The organism is Pseudomonas sp. 1121_17 (assembly GCF_052850745.1).
In genome coordinates, this window is record NZ_VXCX01000010.1 from 58986 (window position 1) to 74988 (window position 16003).

Consider the following 16003-nt stretch of genomic DNA (forward strand, 5'->3'; position numbering starts at 1 on the left):
AGCGGGTCCTTGAGAGGGGGTCTGCCTTGTCTGTCACGCGAGCTTGCAGAAATGGCTCAGATTATTTGAAAAATACTTGCTGACTAGCCAACGCGGCGCTCGACCGTGACCCAATAGCGGGTGAAGCGGCGCACGCTGACCGGCAGTGCGACTTCGAGCATCTGCAGGATCCGCTCGCTGTCATCCAGCGGATAAGAGCCGGAAATACGCAGGTTGGCGACTTGCTCGCTGCAGCTCAAGCGGCCGTGGCGGTAGCGGCTGAGCTCGTCGAGAAAGTCCGCCAGGCGCATTTGCGCGGCCACCAGCATGCCGTCGACCCAGGCACCGCGATCTGCCTGCAACGGCGCAATAGCCTGCCAGCCAGCGTTGGCAAAATCTGCCTGCTGGCCCGCCAGCAATGACTGCCCGTTGAGACTGGCGCGGCCGCTGTACACCGCCACTTGGCTGAAGCCGCTGAACTGACGCAGGTTGAAGCGCCCCGGTTCCAGCCGCAGCACGCCTTCGGCGCTGCGCAGCAGCAGCGGCCGGCTATCGTTGACCACCTCAACTTGCAGCTCGCCCTCGACCAACCGCAGCAGCCGCTGCTGGCTGTCGAAACGCACATCGGCGGCGCTGCCGGTGTTGAGTTGCAGCTGGCTGCCGTCCTCAAGGCTCAGCCGCCGGCGCTGGCCGACCGGGCTGCGGTAGTCGGCCAGCAGCCCCGGCACGGGGCTATGTTGCTGCACAGCGAGCCCGCTGGCGCTTGCTACGCCCAGCAGCAGCAAAGCCTTGAGCGCACGCCGCCGGGCAGGCGATGGCGGCGCCTGCAAGGTCGCATGCACAACGGGCGAGGCCACCCCACGCAAGCGCTGGTTGACCTGCTGGATATGCGCCCAGGCGCGCTGGTGCTCGCCGTCAGCCTCCAGCCAGCGCTGCAGCGCATGCTGCTGGCGCGCGTCGAAATCATCGCCCTGGGATTCGATCAGCCAGTGCACCGCCTGCTCGGCGACCTCGGCGCCAAAGCTGCTGTTCACAGGGCGAAGTAGCAGCGCAGGGCTGCCTTGCTCAGATAACGCTTCACCGTGGCCAGCGAGATACCCAGTTCACGGGCGATTTCGCTTTGCCCGAGGCCATCGACCTGGGCCAGCAGGAAGGCGCGCTTGACCAGCGGCGACAAGCCGTCGAGCAAGCGGTCCAGCTCCAGCAGGGTCTCGAAGATGATCGCCTTCTGCTCTTCGCACGGGGCGAACTGCTCGGGCACCTGCGCCAAAGCTTCGTGGTAGGCGCGTTCCAGCTCCTGGCGGCGGAAGTGATTGCACAGCACCCGCTTGGCCACGGTGGCGAGAAACGCCCGCGGCTCGAGCAGTTGCGGCGCCTCGCGGGCCTGGAGCAGGCGCAGGTAGGTGTCCTGGGCCAGATCGGCAGCGCTGTGCGGGCAGCCCAAACGACGCCGCAACCAGCTGGTGAGCCAGCTGTGATGCTCGTGATAGAGGCCTTCGACGGTTGCAGAAAGGGCGCTGGACACCGTAACGACTCCGGCGCTGAACGGCGCGAGTGCTAGTAAGAATGGTTCGCATTGTAATTTCCTTGCAGCATGTCGGCAATCCTCAAAAAACCGATAGAAGCCGCAGCCGAGCTTTGCTTATGAGAATTGAAATCATTATTATTGGTGGCTTCAATTAGCGGACCTTGTCATGAAGCGCAAAGCTGGCGGGATTCTCCTGAGCTATCGACTGGCTGTGGCCTCGCGCTGCCTGGCGGCATTGCTTGGCGGCTATCTGCTGGCGTCGATGACCAGCGTCTGCATCACCTTGCTGGTGCCAATGACCCCGGTCGACGCGACCTTGACCGGGATGATGCTGTCGTTCGTGTTTTACCTGCTGGCGTTCATCTGGTGCTTCGCCTGCCGCACGGCCGCCCGCGCCTGGCTAGGTGTACTGCTGCCAAGCCTTGCGCTGGCGCTGATCAATGGGCTGGCTTACTGGATGAAGAACCCATGAAAGAGGGCTTTCGCCAGGCCATGGCCTGGCTGCACACCTGGACTGGGCTGCTGTTTGGCTGGCTGCTGTTCGCGATTTTCCTGACCGGCACGCTGTCGTACTTCAAGGACGAGATCACCCACTGGAGCCAGCCCGAGGTACAGCGCCATCAGCTCGACCCGGCTGCCGGCCTTGGCCTCGCCCAGCGGTATCTGCAGAGCAACGCCGCCATTGCCGGCAGCTGGTTCATCCGCCTGCCCAGCGACCGCGAGCCTGCCCTCAGCGTCAGCTGGCGCGACCCCAACGCCACCGGGCGGCGCGGTTTCATCAGCCATGAGCTGGACGCGCGCAGCGGTGAGCGGGTAGAGGTGCGCGACAGCCGCGGTGGCGACTTCTTCTACCGCTTCCACTTCCAGTTGCAGATGCCGCACCCGTGGGGCCGCTGGCTGGCGACTTTCTGCGCGCTGATCATGCTGCTGGGGCTGGTCACGGGGATCATCACCCACAAAAAGATCTTCAAGGAATTCTTCACTTTCCGCCCCGGCAAGGGCCAGCGCTCGTGGCTGGACGGCCACAACGCGATCGGCGTGTTGGTGCTGCCGTTTCACCTGATGATCAGCTACAGCAGCCTGCTGCTGTTCATGTACATGGTCATGCCGGCGAGCATCATGGCGGCGTACAAGGGCGACTCCGACACTTACTTCAGCGAGCTGTTCGGCCGTGACGAAGCGCCCAAGGCCGCCGGCGTGGCAGCGCCGCTGACCGATCTGCCGGCGCTGTATGCCAAGGTGCAGACCATCGTGCCCGGCGCCCGTATCGGCTACTTGCAGATAGCCAACCCCGGCGACAGCAATGCCCAGGTGACCGTGACCCAGGCCGCCGCCGATCACGTCGCCTATCAGCGCAGCGCCAACTGGACCTTCGATGGAGTCAGCGGCGCGCTGCTCAGCCAGGGCGAGCCGGAAAGCGCGGCGATGATGACCTCGTTCACCATCGCCGGCCTGCACATGGGCAACTTTGCCGGGCCCTGGCTGCGCTGGTTGTACTTTGTGTTTGGCGTGGCCGGTACTGCGGTGATCGGCACCGGCCTGGTGATGTGGCTGGGCAAGCGCCAGCTCAAGCACGCCAAGAGTGGCCGCTTGCCGTTCGAGCTGCGCCTGGTCGAAGTGCTCAATATCGCCAGCATGAGTGGGCTGTTGCTCGGCGTGGCAGGGTTCTTCTGGGCCAATCGGTTGCTGCCTGTCGGCATGCAGGGGCGGGCTGATTGGGAAATCAACGTGTTCTTCCTGGCCTGGGCGCTGTCGCCGCTGCACGCGCTGCTGCGGCCGGGGCGCAAGGCCTGGGGCGAGCAATTGGCGCTGGGGGCACTGGCGTTTGCCGGGCTGCCGCTGCTCAACGCGCTGGTCACCGGCCACGGCCTTGATCAGTCGATCGCCCGTGGCGACTGGGCCATGGCCGGCTTTGACCTTACCGCGCTGGGCACCGGGCTGTTCCTCGCCTGGGCCGCTGGCAAGATGCTGCGCACGCCCACCGTGCAGGCCAAGCGCGCACCGCGTGCTGCCAAGGCCGCCTCGACCACAGCCGAGGTGAACTGATGCTGAGCGTTGCCCTGATCACCTTCGCCGGGCTGGTGGCCCTGTGTCTGGCGATGGAAAAGCACTTCGGTGAGCTGCTCAAGCGCAAACCCAAGCCTGGGCAATTACCTGCCCTGCGTTGGGTAGGCTGGGCGCTGCTGGTGCTGTCGCTGATCCTTGCCGTCAACATCCGCGGCCTGGCCTTCGGCCTGGTTGAGTGGTTTGCGCTGGTGATGGCCGGGCTGACCCTGTGGGTGTTCGGCCTGCCTTATCAGCCACGGCTGTTGCTTGGCCTGGCACTGGTCAGCATGCTGCTCGGTCCGGTGCTGGCTGCGCTGGGTGTGTGAGCGCTTGAACGAGCCAACGCCCAGCAACCCGGCAGACGCCGACGCCGCCAGTGGTCGGGCGCGCTTCGTCCAGGTGTTTCTCGCCCAGCGCGGGCGTATGGAAGCGCTGGTCAGCCGCCGCGTGGGCTGCCGGGCTACGGCGGCGGACCTGGTGCAGGAGTTGTTCCTGCGCTTCTGGCGCCGGCCCGAGGTAAAGGTCGAAGCACTGGATACCTACCTGCTGCGCTGCGCCGGCAACCTGGCGATCGACCACCTGCGCAGTGAGGGCAGCCGTGGCCGAGTAGTCGAAGGCTTGCCGGTTGCCGATGACAGCCCGGCGCCAGAGCAGGCGCTGGCCGCCGAGCATGATCTGCAGCGGATCGAGGCCGCGTTGCGCGGCCTGCCCGAGCGCAGCCGGCAGATATTTCTGCTCAGCCGCGTCCACGGCTGCACCTACGGCGAAATCGCCAAGGCCTTGCAGTTGTCCCAGAGCGCTGTGGAAAAGCATATGATGCGCGCCCTCGAAGCGTGCAAGGCAAGCGTTGCCGCGCCGCGCAGGCCAGGAGGCGGCCGATGACCAGCCACACCGAGCCGAGCAGCCCGGCTCCCGAGCAGGCGGCGCTGCACTGGCTCACCCGCATCATTCACAATCCAGGCGAAGCCCAGGCTGCGCCGTTCAAACGCTGGCTGCTGGCCGACCCAGCCAATCGCGAGGCGTATGCGCACGCAGAGCATGTCTGGCAACTGAGCCAACTGCCGGCGGCCAAACTGGCCGAAGAACAGCAGGCCAGTCTGCAGCCTTACCTGGACGCTATCCGCCAGGCTCGCCAGCCCAAGCGCTGGGGCCGTCGTGGTGGTGCTTTGGCTGTCGCCGCCTGCCTGCTGCTGGCGCTGGGCAGCGTCGGCGGCTGGCAGCCGCAGCATTGGTTGCAGGATGCCCAGGCCGATTACCGCAGTGGTGCTGAGTTGCAGCAAATCACCCTGGCCGATGGATCGCTGATGACCCTGGATGCGGGCAGCGCGGTGGCGGTCGACTTCGACCACGGTGAGCGGCGAATTCAGCTTTTGCGCGGCGCAGCGTTCTTTCAGGTGACCCACACCGGTCAGCCCTTTCTGGTCGACGCCGCTGGCGGTGAAGTGCGCGTGCTCGGCACCCAGTTCGAAGTACGCGAGCAAGGCGAGGGCGCCCAGGTCACGGTGCGCAGCGGGCGCGTTGCGGTAACGCCTACGGCAGGTCGGTCGGCCCGCGAGCTGACGGCCAACCAGCAACTGACCTACGCCGCAGGCCGCGCCGGGCAAATCGAAGCCGTCGACAGTGACAGCCGCCTGGCCTGGCGTCAGGGTTGGTTGAGTTATCAACAGGTGCCCCTGGCCGAAGTGCTGGAAGACCTGCGTCGCTATTACCCAGGGCGGATCGTGCTGCTCGACGACACCCTGGGCCAGCGCTTGGTCAGTGCCAGCATCCCCGCCAATCAGCCGCTGCTGGCGCTGGATTCGCTGGGTAAGGTGGTGGGTTTCTCGCAGCAGACGCTGCTCGGCCGTCTGACATTGATCAGATAATTACGCACTGATGAAAAATAACTGCGAATTGTTGTGAGGTAAGCGGCGACGCCATCCGTGTAGTGAGTGAAAAGCGATTCATTCGCATGCGATCACCCTCTTTCAGGTCAGCGTCCATGAAGTTTTCCTCGCGTTGCGTTCCCCTCTGGCTGGGTCTTGCCACCCTGTCCGGCGCCGTCGTTGCCCCGCTTGCCAGTGCTGCGGCGCAAGCACAGCTGTACGGCTTCGCCCAGCCCAGCCAGCCGTTGCCGGCGGCACTCAACGCCTTCAGCCGCACCACCGGCCAGAGCCTGGTCTATACCGTCGAGTTGCCCAAGTTGCAGGCTCCGGCCCTGAATGGTTCACTCAGCGCCGAACAGGCCTTGCAGCAACTGCTGGGCAATGCCGGCCTGAGCTGGCGGCGCGTAGACGCGCGCACCCTCACTCTGGAGCCGGTGGACACTTCCGGCGCGCTCAACCTGCAGGCGATCAACGTCAATTCGCAAAGCGACCTGTACAGCTATCAACCCCCCGCCAACGCCTCGATCATGCGCGGCCAGGGCGCGGTGCAGGACATCCCCCACAGCATCAACGTGGTCCCGGCCCAGGTCATCCGCGACCAGGCGCCGCGTAACCTGGACGATGCCCTGGCCAACGTCAGCGGCATCACCCAGGGCAACAATTTCGGCGGCACTTCGGACACAGTGATGAAACGCGGTTTTGGCGACAACCGCGACGGCTCGATCATGCGCGACGGCATGCCGCTGGTGCAGGGGCGCAGCCTCAATGCCAGCACCGAGCGGGTCGAAGTGCTCAAGGGCCCGGCCTCGCTGCTGTACGGGATTCAGGATCCGGGCGGGGTGATCAACGTGGTCAGCAAGCGCCCGCAACTGGAGCAGTACAACGCCTTGAACCTGCGCGGCTCGACCTACGGCAGTGGCAAGAACGGCAGCGGCGGCGGCTTCGACAGTACCGGCGCACTGGGCGACACGCCGCTGGCCTACCGGCTGATCGTCGACCACGAAGACGAAGACTACTGGCGCAACTACGGCGTGCACCGCGAGTCGATGGTCGCGCCGTCGCTGGCCTGGTTGGGCGAGGACACGCAAGTGGTGCTGGCCTACGAGCACCGCGAGTTTCTCTATCCGTTCGACCGCGGTACCGCCTTCGGCAGCAATGGCCACCCGTTGAATATCCCGGCAACCCGGCGTCTTGATGAGCCGTTCAACGACATGCAGGGGCGCAGCGACCTGTACCGGCTCGAGCTGGACCACCAGCTCAGCGACGACTGGAAGGTCCATGCCGGCTACAGCTTCAACCGCGAAACCTACGATGCCAGCCAGGTCCGCGTGACCGGCGTCAACGAGGCACGTGGCACCTTGACCCGGAGTATCGATGGCACCCACGGCGCGATGAGCCGCGACCAGTTCGCCACCGTCAGCCTGAACGGCAACCTCGAATTGGCCGGGCTGCGCAATGACCTGCTGCTCGGCCTTGATCACGAAGACCGCAAGGTGTTTCGCGGCGACCTGATTCGCCAGACCAGCCGCTCGACCTTCAGCTACCAGAATCCGGTGTATGGCCAGGAGGTGGAAGGCAGCAACGTACGCGCCAGCGACAGCGACCAGACCGACAAGCTGCGCACCGACTCGCTGTTCGTGCAGGACGCGCTGCACCTCGATGAAAACTGGATTCTGGTGGCCGGCGCGCGCTTCCAGCAGTACGACCAGTACGCTGGCCGCGGCCGCCCGTTCAACGTCAACACCGACAGCAACGGCCAGACCTGGGTGCCGAATGCCGGCGTGGTGTACAAGGTCGATGAGCAGTTGTCGCTGTATGCCAGCTACAGCGAGTCGTTCAAGCCCAACTCGACCATCGCGCCGCTGAGCGTCGGCGGCGGTCAGACCCTGACGCTGGACGGCGGTGTTGCCCCGGAGGAGGGCAAGTCGTGGGAGCTGGGCGCCAAGCTGGACATGCCAGGGCAGTTGACCGGCAACATTGCTCTGTTCGACATCGCCAAGCGCAACGTGCTGGTCGCCGACGGTGACAGCAACCCAGGCACGATCATCTACAGCAACGCCGGTGAAGTTCGCTCGCGTGGGCTTGAGATGGACCTCAGCGGTCAGCTCAGCGAGCGCTGGAGCCTGATCGGTAGCTATGCCTTCACCGACGCCGAAGTGACCAAGGATCCAGAGCTCAAGGGCAAGCGTTTGCAGAACGTCGCGCGCAACAGTGGCTCGCTGTCGGCGGTGTATGACTACGGCAGCCTGTTCGGTGGCGACCGCCTGCGCCTGGGCGCTGGCGCTCGCTATGTCGGCGAGCGTGCCGGCAACGCGGCCAATGATTTCGACCTGCCGGCCTACACCGTGGCCGATGCCTTCGCCAGCTACGAAACCCAACTTGATGAGCACAAGGTGCGCCTGCAACTGAACGTGAAGAACCTGTTCGACAAGGTCTATTACAGCTCGGCAGTGAACCGTTACTTCGTTGCTGTTGGCGATACGCGCCAGGTCAGCCTGTCGACCACCCTGGAGTTCTAACCGCGCCAGGCTGCCCGGTATTCGCCAGGCGTCGCCGCAAAGGCCTGACGGAAACGGTTGCTGAAGTGGCTGGCGCTGGCAAAACCGCAGTGCAGGGCAATCTGCAGCAGGGGTTGTTGGCCGTGACGCAACATCTGGCAAGCACGCTGCAGGCGGCGGGCCAGCAGGTATTGATGCGGCGGCAGGCCGAAGCTTGCACGAAACATCCGCGCAAAGTGGTATTCGGAGAGGTTGCAGCGCAGCGCCAGCTCGCCGAGGCTGAGCGGCTGGTCCAGGTGCGCTTCGATGTACTCGGCCAGTTGCCGGCGCACACTTGGCGCCAGGCCGCCCTTGAGGCGTAAGCCCTGGCGCAGCCCGGCCTGGCTGAGCACCGCATGGTCGACGATGGCATGCGCCAGGCTGCTCGCCAGCAGGCGTTCGCCGGGTTCGTCCCAGGCCATGCCGATCAGCTGGCGAAAGCGCTGCGCCTGCTCGCGGTCATCGACGAAGGTCGCTTCGCGCAGCTGCATTTCCCGCGGTTCACGGTCGAGTAGGCGAATGCAGCCGAGGGCGAACTGTTCCTCGCTGATGTACAGGTGGGCCAGGCGGATCGAGCCGTTGACTACCCAGTTCGACTCGGAGCCAGCTGGCATGATGCACAGCTTGTCCGGGGCGCCCTTGTCCGAAGGGCGCTGACGGCGAAAGGTGCCGGTGCCGTCGCTGATGTAGCACGACAGCGTGTGGTGGCTCGGCGCCTGATAATCGCGGGCGTCGTCGCGGTTGCTCCACACCGCCGCCGACAGGCCGTCAGCCAGCTGCACGCTGTGCTCCAGGCGTGCGTTGGGCGCTGCATGCATGACGTTGAAGACTTGCAACTGGCTGAATGGGGTCATGGTGAAATCCTCTGATTGCCATCCTACTGCGCTGGCGCGCGGATGGCAGCCGCTGGCGAAGCAAAAGCGCAAGTTTGTGCAAGCGCCGCGAGCAGCCGAGCCGGACACTGCCTGCATCGTCATGCCTTGCCAGAGAGTCCCGCCATGAACCTGTCGCTGTACCTGCTGACCGTACTCATCTGGGGTACCACCTGGATCGCCCTGAAACTGCAGCTGGGGGTGGTCGCCATCCCGGTATCGATCGTCTACCGCTTTGCCCTGGCCGGGTTGCTGCTGTTCGTCATCCTGATGCTCACCCGTCGCCTGCAACCGATGAACCGGCGCGGGCATCTGATCTGCCTGGCGCAGGGCTTGTGCCTGTTCTGCGTCAACTTCATGTGCTTTTTGACCGCCAGCCAATGGATCGCCAGCGGCCTGCTGGCGGTGGTGTTCTCCACGGCAACCCTGTGGAATGCGCTGAATGCGCGGATATTCTTCGGCCAGCGCATCGCCAGTAACGTGCTGGCCGGCGGCGCACTGGGGCTGCTCGGGCTGGGGCTGCTGTTTTCGCCAGAACTGAGTAGCCACGGCGCCAGCCGCGAAACCTTGTACGGCATCGGCCTGGCCTTGCTTGGCACGTTGTGTTTCTCGGCAGGCAACATGCTCTCGAGCATGCAGCAGAAAGCCGGGCTGCGGCCATTGACCACCAACGCCTGGGGCATGCTCTACGGTGCCGGGATGCTGGGAATGTACTGCGTGCTGCGCGAGATTCCGTTCGACATGGAGTGGAACAGCCGTTACATCGGCTCGCTGCTGTACCTGGTGATACCGGGTTCGGTGATCGCTTTTACCGCTTACCTGACGCTGGTTGGGCGCATAGGCCCGGAGCGGGCCGCATACAGCACGGTGCTGTTCCCGCTGGTAGCGTTGAACGTGTCGGCATTTGCCGAAGGCTATCAATGGACCACGCCAGCGCTGTTGGGCCTGGTGGCGGTGATGGCAGGCAACGTGCTGGTGTTTCGCAAGCCCAAGGTCAAGCGGCCCGAAGCTGTAGCGGTGGCGCCGTAAACTTTAGATCGCTGGGGCTGCAAAGCAGCCCCCTACGGTAGATGATCAGCCCTTCCAAACCTGCGGATTGACCAAATCCCGCGGCCGCTCACCGAGCAGCGCCGAACGCAGGTTGTCCAGCGCGCGGTTGGCCATCGCCTCGCGAGTCTCGGCGGTGGCCGAGCCGATGTGCGGCAAGGTCAGCGCATTGGGCAGCCTGAACAACGGCGATTCAGCCAGCGGCTCATGCTCGTAGACGTCCAGGCCCGCGCCACGAATGGTCCCGGCCTGCAGCGCCTCGATCAGCGCCGCCTCATCCACCACCGGCCCGCGGGCGATGTTGATCAGGAACGCGCTGGGCTTCATCAGTCGCAGCTCGCGGGCGCCGATCAGCTTGCGCGTGGCCTCCGACAACGGCACCACCACGCAGACGAAGTCAGCTTCGGCCAGCAGTTGCTCGAGGCTGCGGTACTGCGCGCCGAGCTCTTGTTCCAGGGCCTGCTTGCGGCTGTTGCCGGCATACATGATCGACATGTTGAAACCGAAGCGGCCACGGCGGGCAATCGCCGCGCCGATATTGCCCATGCCGATGATGCCGAGGGTCTTGCCATGTACGTCAGTGCCGAAGCGCTCCGGGCCGACCGTGGCTTTCCAGTTGCCGGCCTTGGTCCAGGCATCCAGCTCGGCGGTGCGTCGGGCGCAGCCCATGATCAGCGAGAAGCCGAGGTCGGCGGTGCTTTCGGTGAGCACGTCGGGGGTGTTGGTCAGGGCGATGCCGCGCTCGTTGAAGTAGTCGACGTCGTAGTTGTCGTAGCCGACCGACACGCTCGATACCACTTCCAGCTTGGCCGCGCCTTCCAGCTGCGCGCGGCCAAGCTTGCGCCCGGCGCCGATCAGGCCGTGGGCCTCTGGCAGTGCTTCGTTGAACTGGGCGCTGATGTCACCCAATTTGGGGTTGGGCACGATCACGTTGAAGTCGTGCTGCAGGCGCTCGGCCATGGCCGGGGTAATGCGGCTGAAGGCCAGGACGGTCTTTTTCATCGGCAACTCTCTGCAAGGCGCTACGGGTATGCCGGCCTCGACGGCGTAGGTCGAGGCTGGCGCCAGAACAATGCATAGCAACCTACCATTGGTCCCGGCCCCAATGCAGCAGCTTTTTCAGTGGGCAACCAGCAGCTCGTGGGTTTTCAGGTCGGCTTCATGGGCGGCGAGGATCTCCGGCAGCGAGTTGCGCAGGTACTCGACCCAGGTCTTGATCTTGGCATCCAGGTATTGCCGGGACGGGTAGATCGCGTACAGGTTCAGCTCCTGCAGGCGGTAGTCCGGCATCACCCGCACCAGGCTGCCATCGCGCAGGCCATCGATGGCCGAGTAGATCGGCAGAACGCCGACGCCCATACCCGAGCGGATCGCGGTCTTCATCGCATCGGCCGAGTTGACCTGAAACGGCGAGCTGTTGATGTTGACCAGCTCCTGGCCCTCAGGCCCGTCGAACAGCCATTTTTCCAGCGGAATGACCGGGCTGACCATGCGCAGGCAGGCGTGCTTGAGCAGATCGGCCGGCTTGTGCGCCATGCCGTGGCGGGCGACGTATTCCGGCGAGGCACAGACGATGCTGTAGGTGATGCCCAGACGCTGCGAGACGAAGCCGGAGTCGGGCAGCTCGCTGGCGAGCACGATCGACACGTCGTAACCCTCGTCGAGCAGGTCCGGTACGCGGTTGGCCATGGTCAGGTCAAAGGTAACGTCCGGGTGGGTTTCGCGATAGCGAGCGATGGCATCGACCACGAAGTGCTGGCCGACGCCGGTCATCGAGTGCACCTTCAACTGCCCGCCGGGCCGCGCATGGGCGTCGCTGGCTTCGGCTTCAGCTTCCTCGACATAGGTAAGGATCTGCTCGCAGCGCATCAGGTAGCGCTTGCCCGCTTCGGTCAGGGCAATGCGCCGGGTGGTCCGGTTGAGCAGGCGGGTTTGCAGATGGGCTTCCAGGTTGGAGACCGCTCGCGACACGTTGGCGGTGGTGGTATCCAGTTGCACAGCGGCGGCGGTGAAGCTGCCCAGCTGGGCCACGCAGCTGAACGCACGCATGTTTTGCAGGGTGTCCATGGGTCACTCTCAAAATAGAGGCCGAAATTGTGACATGAAGTTACGAATTCGTTGCTTCGACCAAAGGCGGATTATCGCTGTTTTGGTAACAAAGATTCGCAGGATTATGCGCTTATCGCCAGTCCGGCGGCCCCCTAGAATTGCCCGGCCTCATCCACTTCTCGGGAAATCGCAGCTGTGCCGCGTCGCATCATCGGAGCGCTGAATGCGCTCAGTGCCTGTGCCCTGAGCCTGACCTTGTCGGGCTGTATCGGAACCTGGGGCATCGCCCCGCAAACCCAGACGCTGCAAGCCAACACCCTGCTCACTGACCACGCCATCGCCGAGGCCGCCACGGACGCCCACTGGCCGCGCCAGCAGTGGTGGCGTGCCTATGGCGATCGCCAGCTGGATCGCTGGCTGGAACTGGCCATAGCCGACAGCCCAAGCCTGGCCATGGCCGCCGCGCGGGTCCGCGAAGCGCGGGCGCTGGCCGGTGTCAGCGAAGCGGCCGAGCAGCTGCAGGGCAATGGTCAGGCGAACCTGAAACGGCACAACTGGCCGGAGGACCAGTTCTACGGCCCCGGTGCGCTGTCGGGTGCCAACACCTGGGACAACAGCGCTGGCCTTGGTTTGAGCTACGCGCTTGACCTGTGGGGCGGTGAGCGCAGTGCCAGCGAGCAGGCGCTCGACCTCGCGCACATGAACGTGGCCGAAGCGCGCCAGGCCCAGCTCGAGCTGGAAAACAACCTGGTCAAGGTCTACATCCAGTTTGCCCTGCACTTTGCTCAGCGCGACATCGTCCAGGCCGAGCTTGAGCAGCAGGAGCAGCTCGTGGTCCTGGCCAGGCGTCGCCTTGATGGCGGCATCGGGACCCACTTCGAAGTCAGCCAGGCCGAGGCGCCGCTGCCCGAAACCCACCGCCAGCTGGATGCAGTCAACGAGGCGATTGCCCTGGCGCGTAACCAGCTGGCAGCGTTGGCAGGCAAAGGCCCGGGCGAGGGCGTGCAGTTGCAGCGGCCGACCCTGGCCCTCGCTGCGCCGCTGCAATTGCCCTCGACACTGCCCGCCGAGCTGGTCGGCCAGCGCCCGGATGTAGTCGCCAGGCGGTGGCAGGTGGCGGCTCAGGCGCGCGGTATCGAAGTCGTCCACGCCAGCTTCATGCCCAATGTCGATCTGGTCGGCAGCCTAGGGTTCATGGCCACCGGCGGTGGTGCGCTGGCGTTTCTCAGCGGGCGCAAGTTCAACTACAACGTCGGCCCGGCGATCAGCCTGCCGGTGTTCGATGGCGGCCGCCTGCGGGCACAGCTGGGGGTCGCTTCGGCCGGTTATGACGTGGCGGTGGCGCGCTACAACCAGACGGTGGTCAGCGCGTTGAAAGGCATCTCCGACCAGTTGATCCGCCGTGAGTCGATGCACGAGCAGGCGCACTTCGCCGAGCAGTCGGTGGCCGCCGCGCAGAAGACCTACGACATCGCCCTGGTGGCCTTCCAGCGCGGCCTGACCGACTACGTCAACGTGCTTAATGCGCAGACGTTGCTGTTTCGCCAGCAGCAGATTCAGCAGCAGGTACAGGCCGCGCGCCTGACTGCTCACGCCGAACTGGTCACGGCGTTGGGCGGCGGCTTGCAGGCCGGGGACGACGTGCCCGCGCCAGCGCAACAGGCCGCGCCGAAACCGCCGGCCAGCCTGGCCATAGTCGATCGTCTTGGCGACCGCCGATGAGCCTGCTCTGGAACTGGCTGCACAGCCTGGAATGGCGCCGCGGCTTCTTTGCCTGGGCGCGCACCGACGGGGTGACCTGGGTGTACATCTTCAAGGTGCTGGTGGCGGCGTTCATTACCCTGTGGCTGGCCATGCGCCTGGAACTGCCGCAGCCGCGCACGGCGATGATCACCGTGTTCATCGTCATGCAGCCGCAGAGTGGGCACGTCTTCGCCAAGAGCTTCTACCGGGTGTTAGGCACCTTGGCTGGCTCGGCGATGATGGTCGCGTTGATTGCGATCTTCCCGCAGAACAGTGAGCTGTTCTTGCCAAGCCTGGCGCTGTGGGTCGGCCTGTGCTCGGCCGGGGCCATGCGCTATCGCACCTTCCGTGCCTATGGCTTCGTGCTGGCCGGCTACACCGCAGCGATGATCGGCCTGCCGGTGCTGGAGCATCCCGAGCAAGCGTTTATGGCGGCGGTGTGGCGGGTGCTGGAAATCTCCCTGGGCATCCTCGTGTCGACCCTGGTCAGCGCGGCGATCCTGCCGCAGTCGGCCAGCGCCGCCATGCGCAATGCCTTGTATCAGCGCTTTGGCGTGTTTGCCGGGGTGGTGGTCGAGGCGCTGCGCGGCAACACTCAGCGCGACCGTTTCGAAGCCAGCAATGTGCGTTTCATCGCCGAGGCGGTGGGCCTGGAGAGCCTGCGCAACGTCACCGCCTTCGAAGACCCGCACATGCGCCGTCGCAGCGGCCGACTGGTGCGCATGAACAGCGAGTTCATGGCCGTCAGCACCCGCTTCAATGCCCTTCATCAACTGCTCGAACGGCTGCGCGCGCGTGGCCCTTTGCAGATTGTCGGCGCCATCGAGCCGGGCCTGGAAACCCTCGTCGAGCTGCTCGAACCCTACGTGGGCCGGGCCCTGACCGAAGCCGACGCATTGCGCCTGACCCTCGAACTGGCCGCCTACAAAGATGGCCTGCAAGCCCAGGTGCGCGGCCTGCGCAGCGAGTATCTGCAAACCCATCCCAGCGAAGCCGAGCTGCTCGATTTTCATACGGCCTTTGAGCTGCTCTATCGCCTGGTCGACGAGATGTTCAGCTATGCCCAGACCCACGCCTCACTGTCGGCGCACAGCCACCAGCGCGAGCAGTGGGACGAACCGTACGTGTCGCGGACCAACTGGCTGGTGTCGCTGGCGGCCGGCCTGCGCGCCTCGGCGGTACTGCTCTTGCTCGGCAGCTATTGGCTGCTCAGCGACTGGCCGAGCGGGGCGATGATGACCCTGATCGCAACCGTCACCGCCGGTCTATCGGCTGCTTCGCCAAACCCCAAACGTATGTCGTTCCAAATGGCCTGCGGCACGCTGCTCGGGGCCTTCATCGGCTTTTTCGAAACCTTTTTCGTGTTCCCCTGGATCGACGGTTTCCCGCTGCTGTGCATGGTGCTGGCGCCGGTGTTCGTGCTTGGCGCGTTTCTCTCGTCGCGACCAGCCTATGCCGGTTATGGGATCGGCCTGCTGGTGTTCTTCGCGATCGGCTCGGTGCCGAACAACCTGACTGTGTACAACCCGTACACCTTCATCAACGACTACATCGGCATGCTCCTGGGCATGCTGGTCTGCGCCGCCGCCGGGGCCATCATCCTGCCGCCGAACAGCCGCTGGTTATGGAGCCGGCTGGAGCAGGACTTGCGCGAGCAGGTGCTGTTCGCCATCGGTGGGCGCCTGCGCGGGCTCGGTTCGGCCTTCGACAGCCGCACCCGCGACCTTCTCCATCAAGCCTACGGCCTGGCTGCTGGCAAGCCGCAGGTACAGAGCCAACTGATGCGCTGGATGTTCGTCGTGCTGGAAATCGGCCACGCCGTGATCGAGCTGCGCAAGGAGCAACACAACGCGCCCGTGCACCCGGCCTATGCCGAGTCGCAGCCTTGGCGCCAGGCGATCCGAGTCATGGGCCGTGCCCTGGCGCGGTTGTTCCTGCAGCCCAGCGCCAGCAACCACGAACGCGCGCTGGTCGCCGTCGACCACGCCATCAGCCGGGTGCAGGCCACCGACGAGCCGTTCGCCCGGCACTTCGACACCTCGCTGCTGCGCCGTGCGCAGAGCTACCTGCACTTCATCCGCAGCTCGCTGCTCGACCCCCAATCGCCACTGGCGCAAGGACTGCCGCATGCCCCGTGAAATTGCCTTCCATGGTGTGTACATGCCGACCATGACCTTGTTGTTTGTGCTTGCCGCAGGCCTGGCCTGGGGCCTGGACCGGTTTATCGCCAGCCATGACGGCTACCGCTTCTTCTGGCACCCGGCGCTGCTGCGCCTGTGCCTGTTCATCTGCCTCTTCGGCGCGCTGGCGCTGACTGTCTACTGGTGAGAACCCCTC

15 protein-coding genes are annotated in these 16003 nt (G+C 65.0%); 10 read left to right on the top strand and 5 right to left on the bottom strand.

Features of this window, described 5'->3' with window-relative positions; genetic code table 11:
* Positions 1–83: 83 nt before the first annotated feature.
* Both FW789_RS17860 and FW789_RS17865 read right to left on the bottom strand, forming a co-directional pair.
* Positions 84–1013: a FecR domain-containing protein gene (locus FW789_RS17860; RefSeq protein WP_446431813.1), complete on the bottom strand. Its 930-nt coding sequence runs from the start codon at positions 1011–1013 to the stop codon at positions 84–86.
* The gene (locus FW789_RS17865; protein ID WP_427118016.1) at positions 1010–1504 is read right to left on the bottom strand and encodes a sigma-70 family RNA polymerase sigma factor; all 495 of its coding nucleotides are present in this window, start codon (positions 1502–1504) and stop codon (positions 1010–1012) included. Before FW789_RS17865 ends, FW789_RS17860 begins: the two co-directional genes overlap by 4 nt.
* Before the next feature lie 169 nt (positions 1505–1673).
* Between FW789_RS17865 and FW789_RS17870 the strand changes: the two genes are divergently transcribed.
* The 6 genes from FW789_RS17870 (at position 1674) to FW789_RS17895 (ending at position 7937) form a co-directional block, all read left to right on the top strand.
* The gene (locus tag FW789_RS17870; RefSeq protein WP_446431814.1) at positions 1674–1979 is read left to right on the top strand and encodes a DUF3649 domain-containing protein; all 306 of its coding nucleotides are present in this window, start codon (positions 1674–1676) and stop codon (positions 1977–1979) included.
* A complete protein-coding gene (locus tag FW789_RS17875; RefSeq protein WP_446431815.1) occupies positions 1976–3553 on the top strand; it encodes a PepSY-associated TM helix domain-containing protein in 1578 nt (525 codons plus the stop codon). Before FW789_RS17870 ends, FW789_RS17875 begins: the two co-directional genes overlap by 4 nt.
* Positions 3553–3879 (top strand): DUF3325 domain-containing protein, encoded by a 327-nt coding sequence (locus FW789_RS17880; RefSeq protein ID WP_446431816.1) that lies wholly within the window; start codon positions 3553–3555, stop codon positions 3877–3879. Before FW789_RS17875 ends, FW789_RS17880 begins: the two co-directional genes overlap by 1 nt.
* Before the next feature lie 4 nt (positions 3880–3883).
* On the top strand, positions 3884–4435 hold the full coding sequence (locus FW789_RS17885; RefSeq protein WP_446431817.1) for an RNA polymerase sigma factor: 552 nt from the start codon (positions 3884–3886) through the stop codon (positions 4433–4435).
* Positions 4432–5418, top strand: coding sequence for a FecR family protein (locus FW789_RS17890; protein WP_103438530.1), 987 nt, complete (start codon positions 4432–4434; stop codon positions 5416–5418). Before FW789_RS17885 ends, FW789_RS17890 begins: the two co-directional genes overlap by 4 nt.
* 116 nt (positions 5419–5534) lie before the next feature.
* Positions 5535–7937, top strand: coding sequence for a TonB-dependent siderophore receptor (locus FW789_RS17895; protein WP_411564306.1), 2403 nt, complete (start codon positions 5535–5537; stop codon positions 7935–7937).
* Here FW789_RS17895 and FW789_RS17900 read toward each other — a convergent pair.
* Positions 7934–8809: a helix-turn-helix domain-containing protein gene (locus tag FW789_RS17900; protein ID WP_103438528.1), complete on the bottom strand. Its 876-nt coding sequence runs from the start codon at positions 8807–8809 to the stop codon at positions 7934–7936. The genes FW789_RS17895 and FW789_RS17900 overlap by 4 nt on opposite strands.
* Before the next feature lie 144 nt (positions 8810–8953).
* Between FW789_RS17900 and FW789_RS17905 the strand changes: the two genes are divergently transcribed.
* Positions 8954–9856 carry a DMT family transporter gene (locus FW789_RS17905; RefSeq protein WP_207073183.1) on the top strand — a complete coding sequence of 301 codons (903 nt, stop codon included), beginning with the start codon at positions 8954–8956 and terminating at the stop codon, positions 9854–9856.
* A 45-nt stretch (positions 9857–9901) separates the two neighbouring features.
* Here the strand turns inward: FW789_RS17905 and FW789_RS17910 are convergent, their stop codons facing one another.
* Together FW789_RS17910 and FW789_RS17915 are read right to left on the bottom strand one after the other, a co-directional pair.
* On the bottom strand, positions 9902–10876 hold the full coding sequence (locus FW789_RS17910; protein ID WP_186701053.1) for a 2-hydroxyacid dehydrogenase: 975 nt from the start codon (positions 10874–10876) through the stop codon (positions 9902–9904).
* Between the two features lie 117 nt (positions 10877–10993).
* Positions 10994–11941 carry a LysR family transcriptional regulator gene (locus FW789_RS17915; protein WP_101322063.1) on the bottom strand — a complete coding sequence of 316 codons (948 nt, stop codon included), beginning with the start codon at positions 11939–11941 and terminating at the stop codon, positions 10994–10996.
* 177 nt (positions 11942–12118) lie between these two features.
* Between FW789_RS17915 and FW789_RS17920 the strand changes: the two genes are divergently transcribed.
* From FW789_RS17920 to FW789_RS17930, 3 genes are read left to right on the top strand one after another with little or no spacing between them, the layout of a single operon-like run.
* On the top strand, positions 12119–13645 hold the full coding sequence (locus tag FW789_RS17920) for an efflux transporter outer membrane subunit (RefSeq protein ID WP_186701054.1): 1527 nt from the start codon (positions 12119–12121) through the stop codon (positions 13643–13645).
* A complete protein-coding gene (locus tag FW789_RS17925; protein WP_103438524.1) occupies positions 13642–15804 on the top strand; it encodes an FUSC family protein in 2163 nt (720 codons plus the stop codon). Before FW789_RS17920 ends, FW789_RS17925 begins: the two co-directional genes overlap by 4 nt.
* The gene (locus FW789_RS17930) at positions 15794–15994 is read left to right on the top strand and encodes a DUF1656 domain-containing protein (RefSeq protein ID WP_103438523.1); all 201 of its coding nucleotides are present in this window, start codon (positions 15794–15796) and stop codon (positions 15992–15994) included. The genes FW789_RS17925 and FW789_RS17930 overlap by 11 nt, the downstream gene beginning before the upstream one ends.
* Positions 15995–16003: the final 9 nt, after the last annotated feature.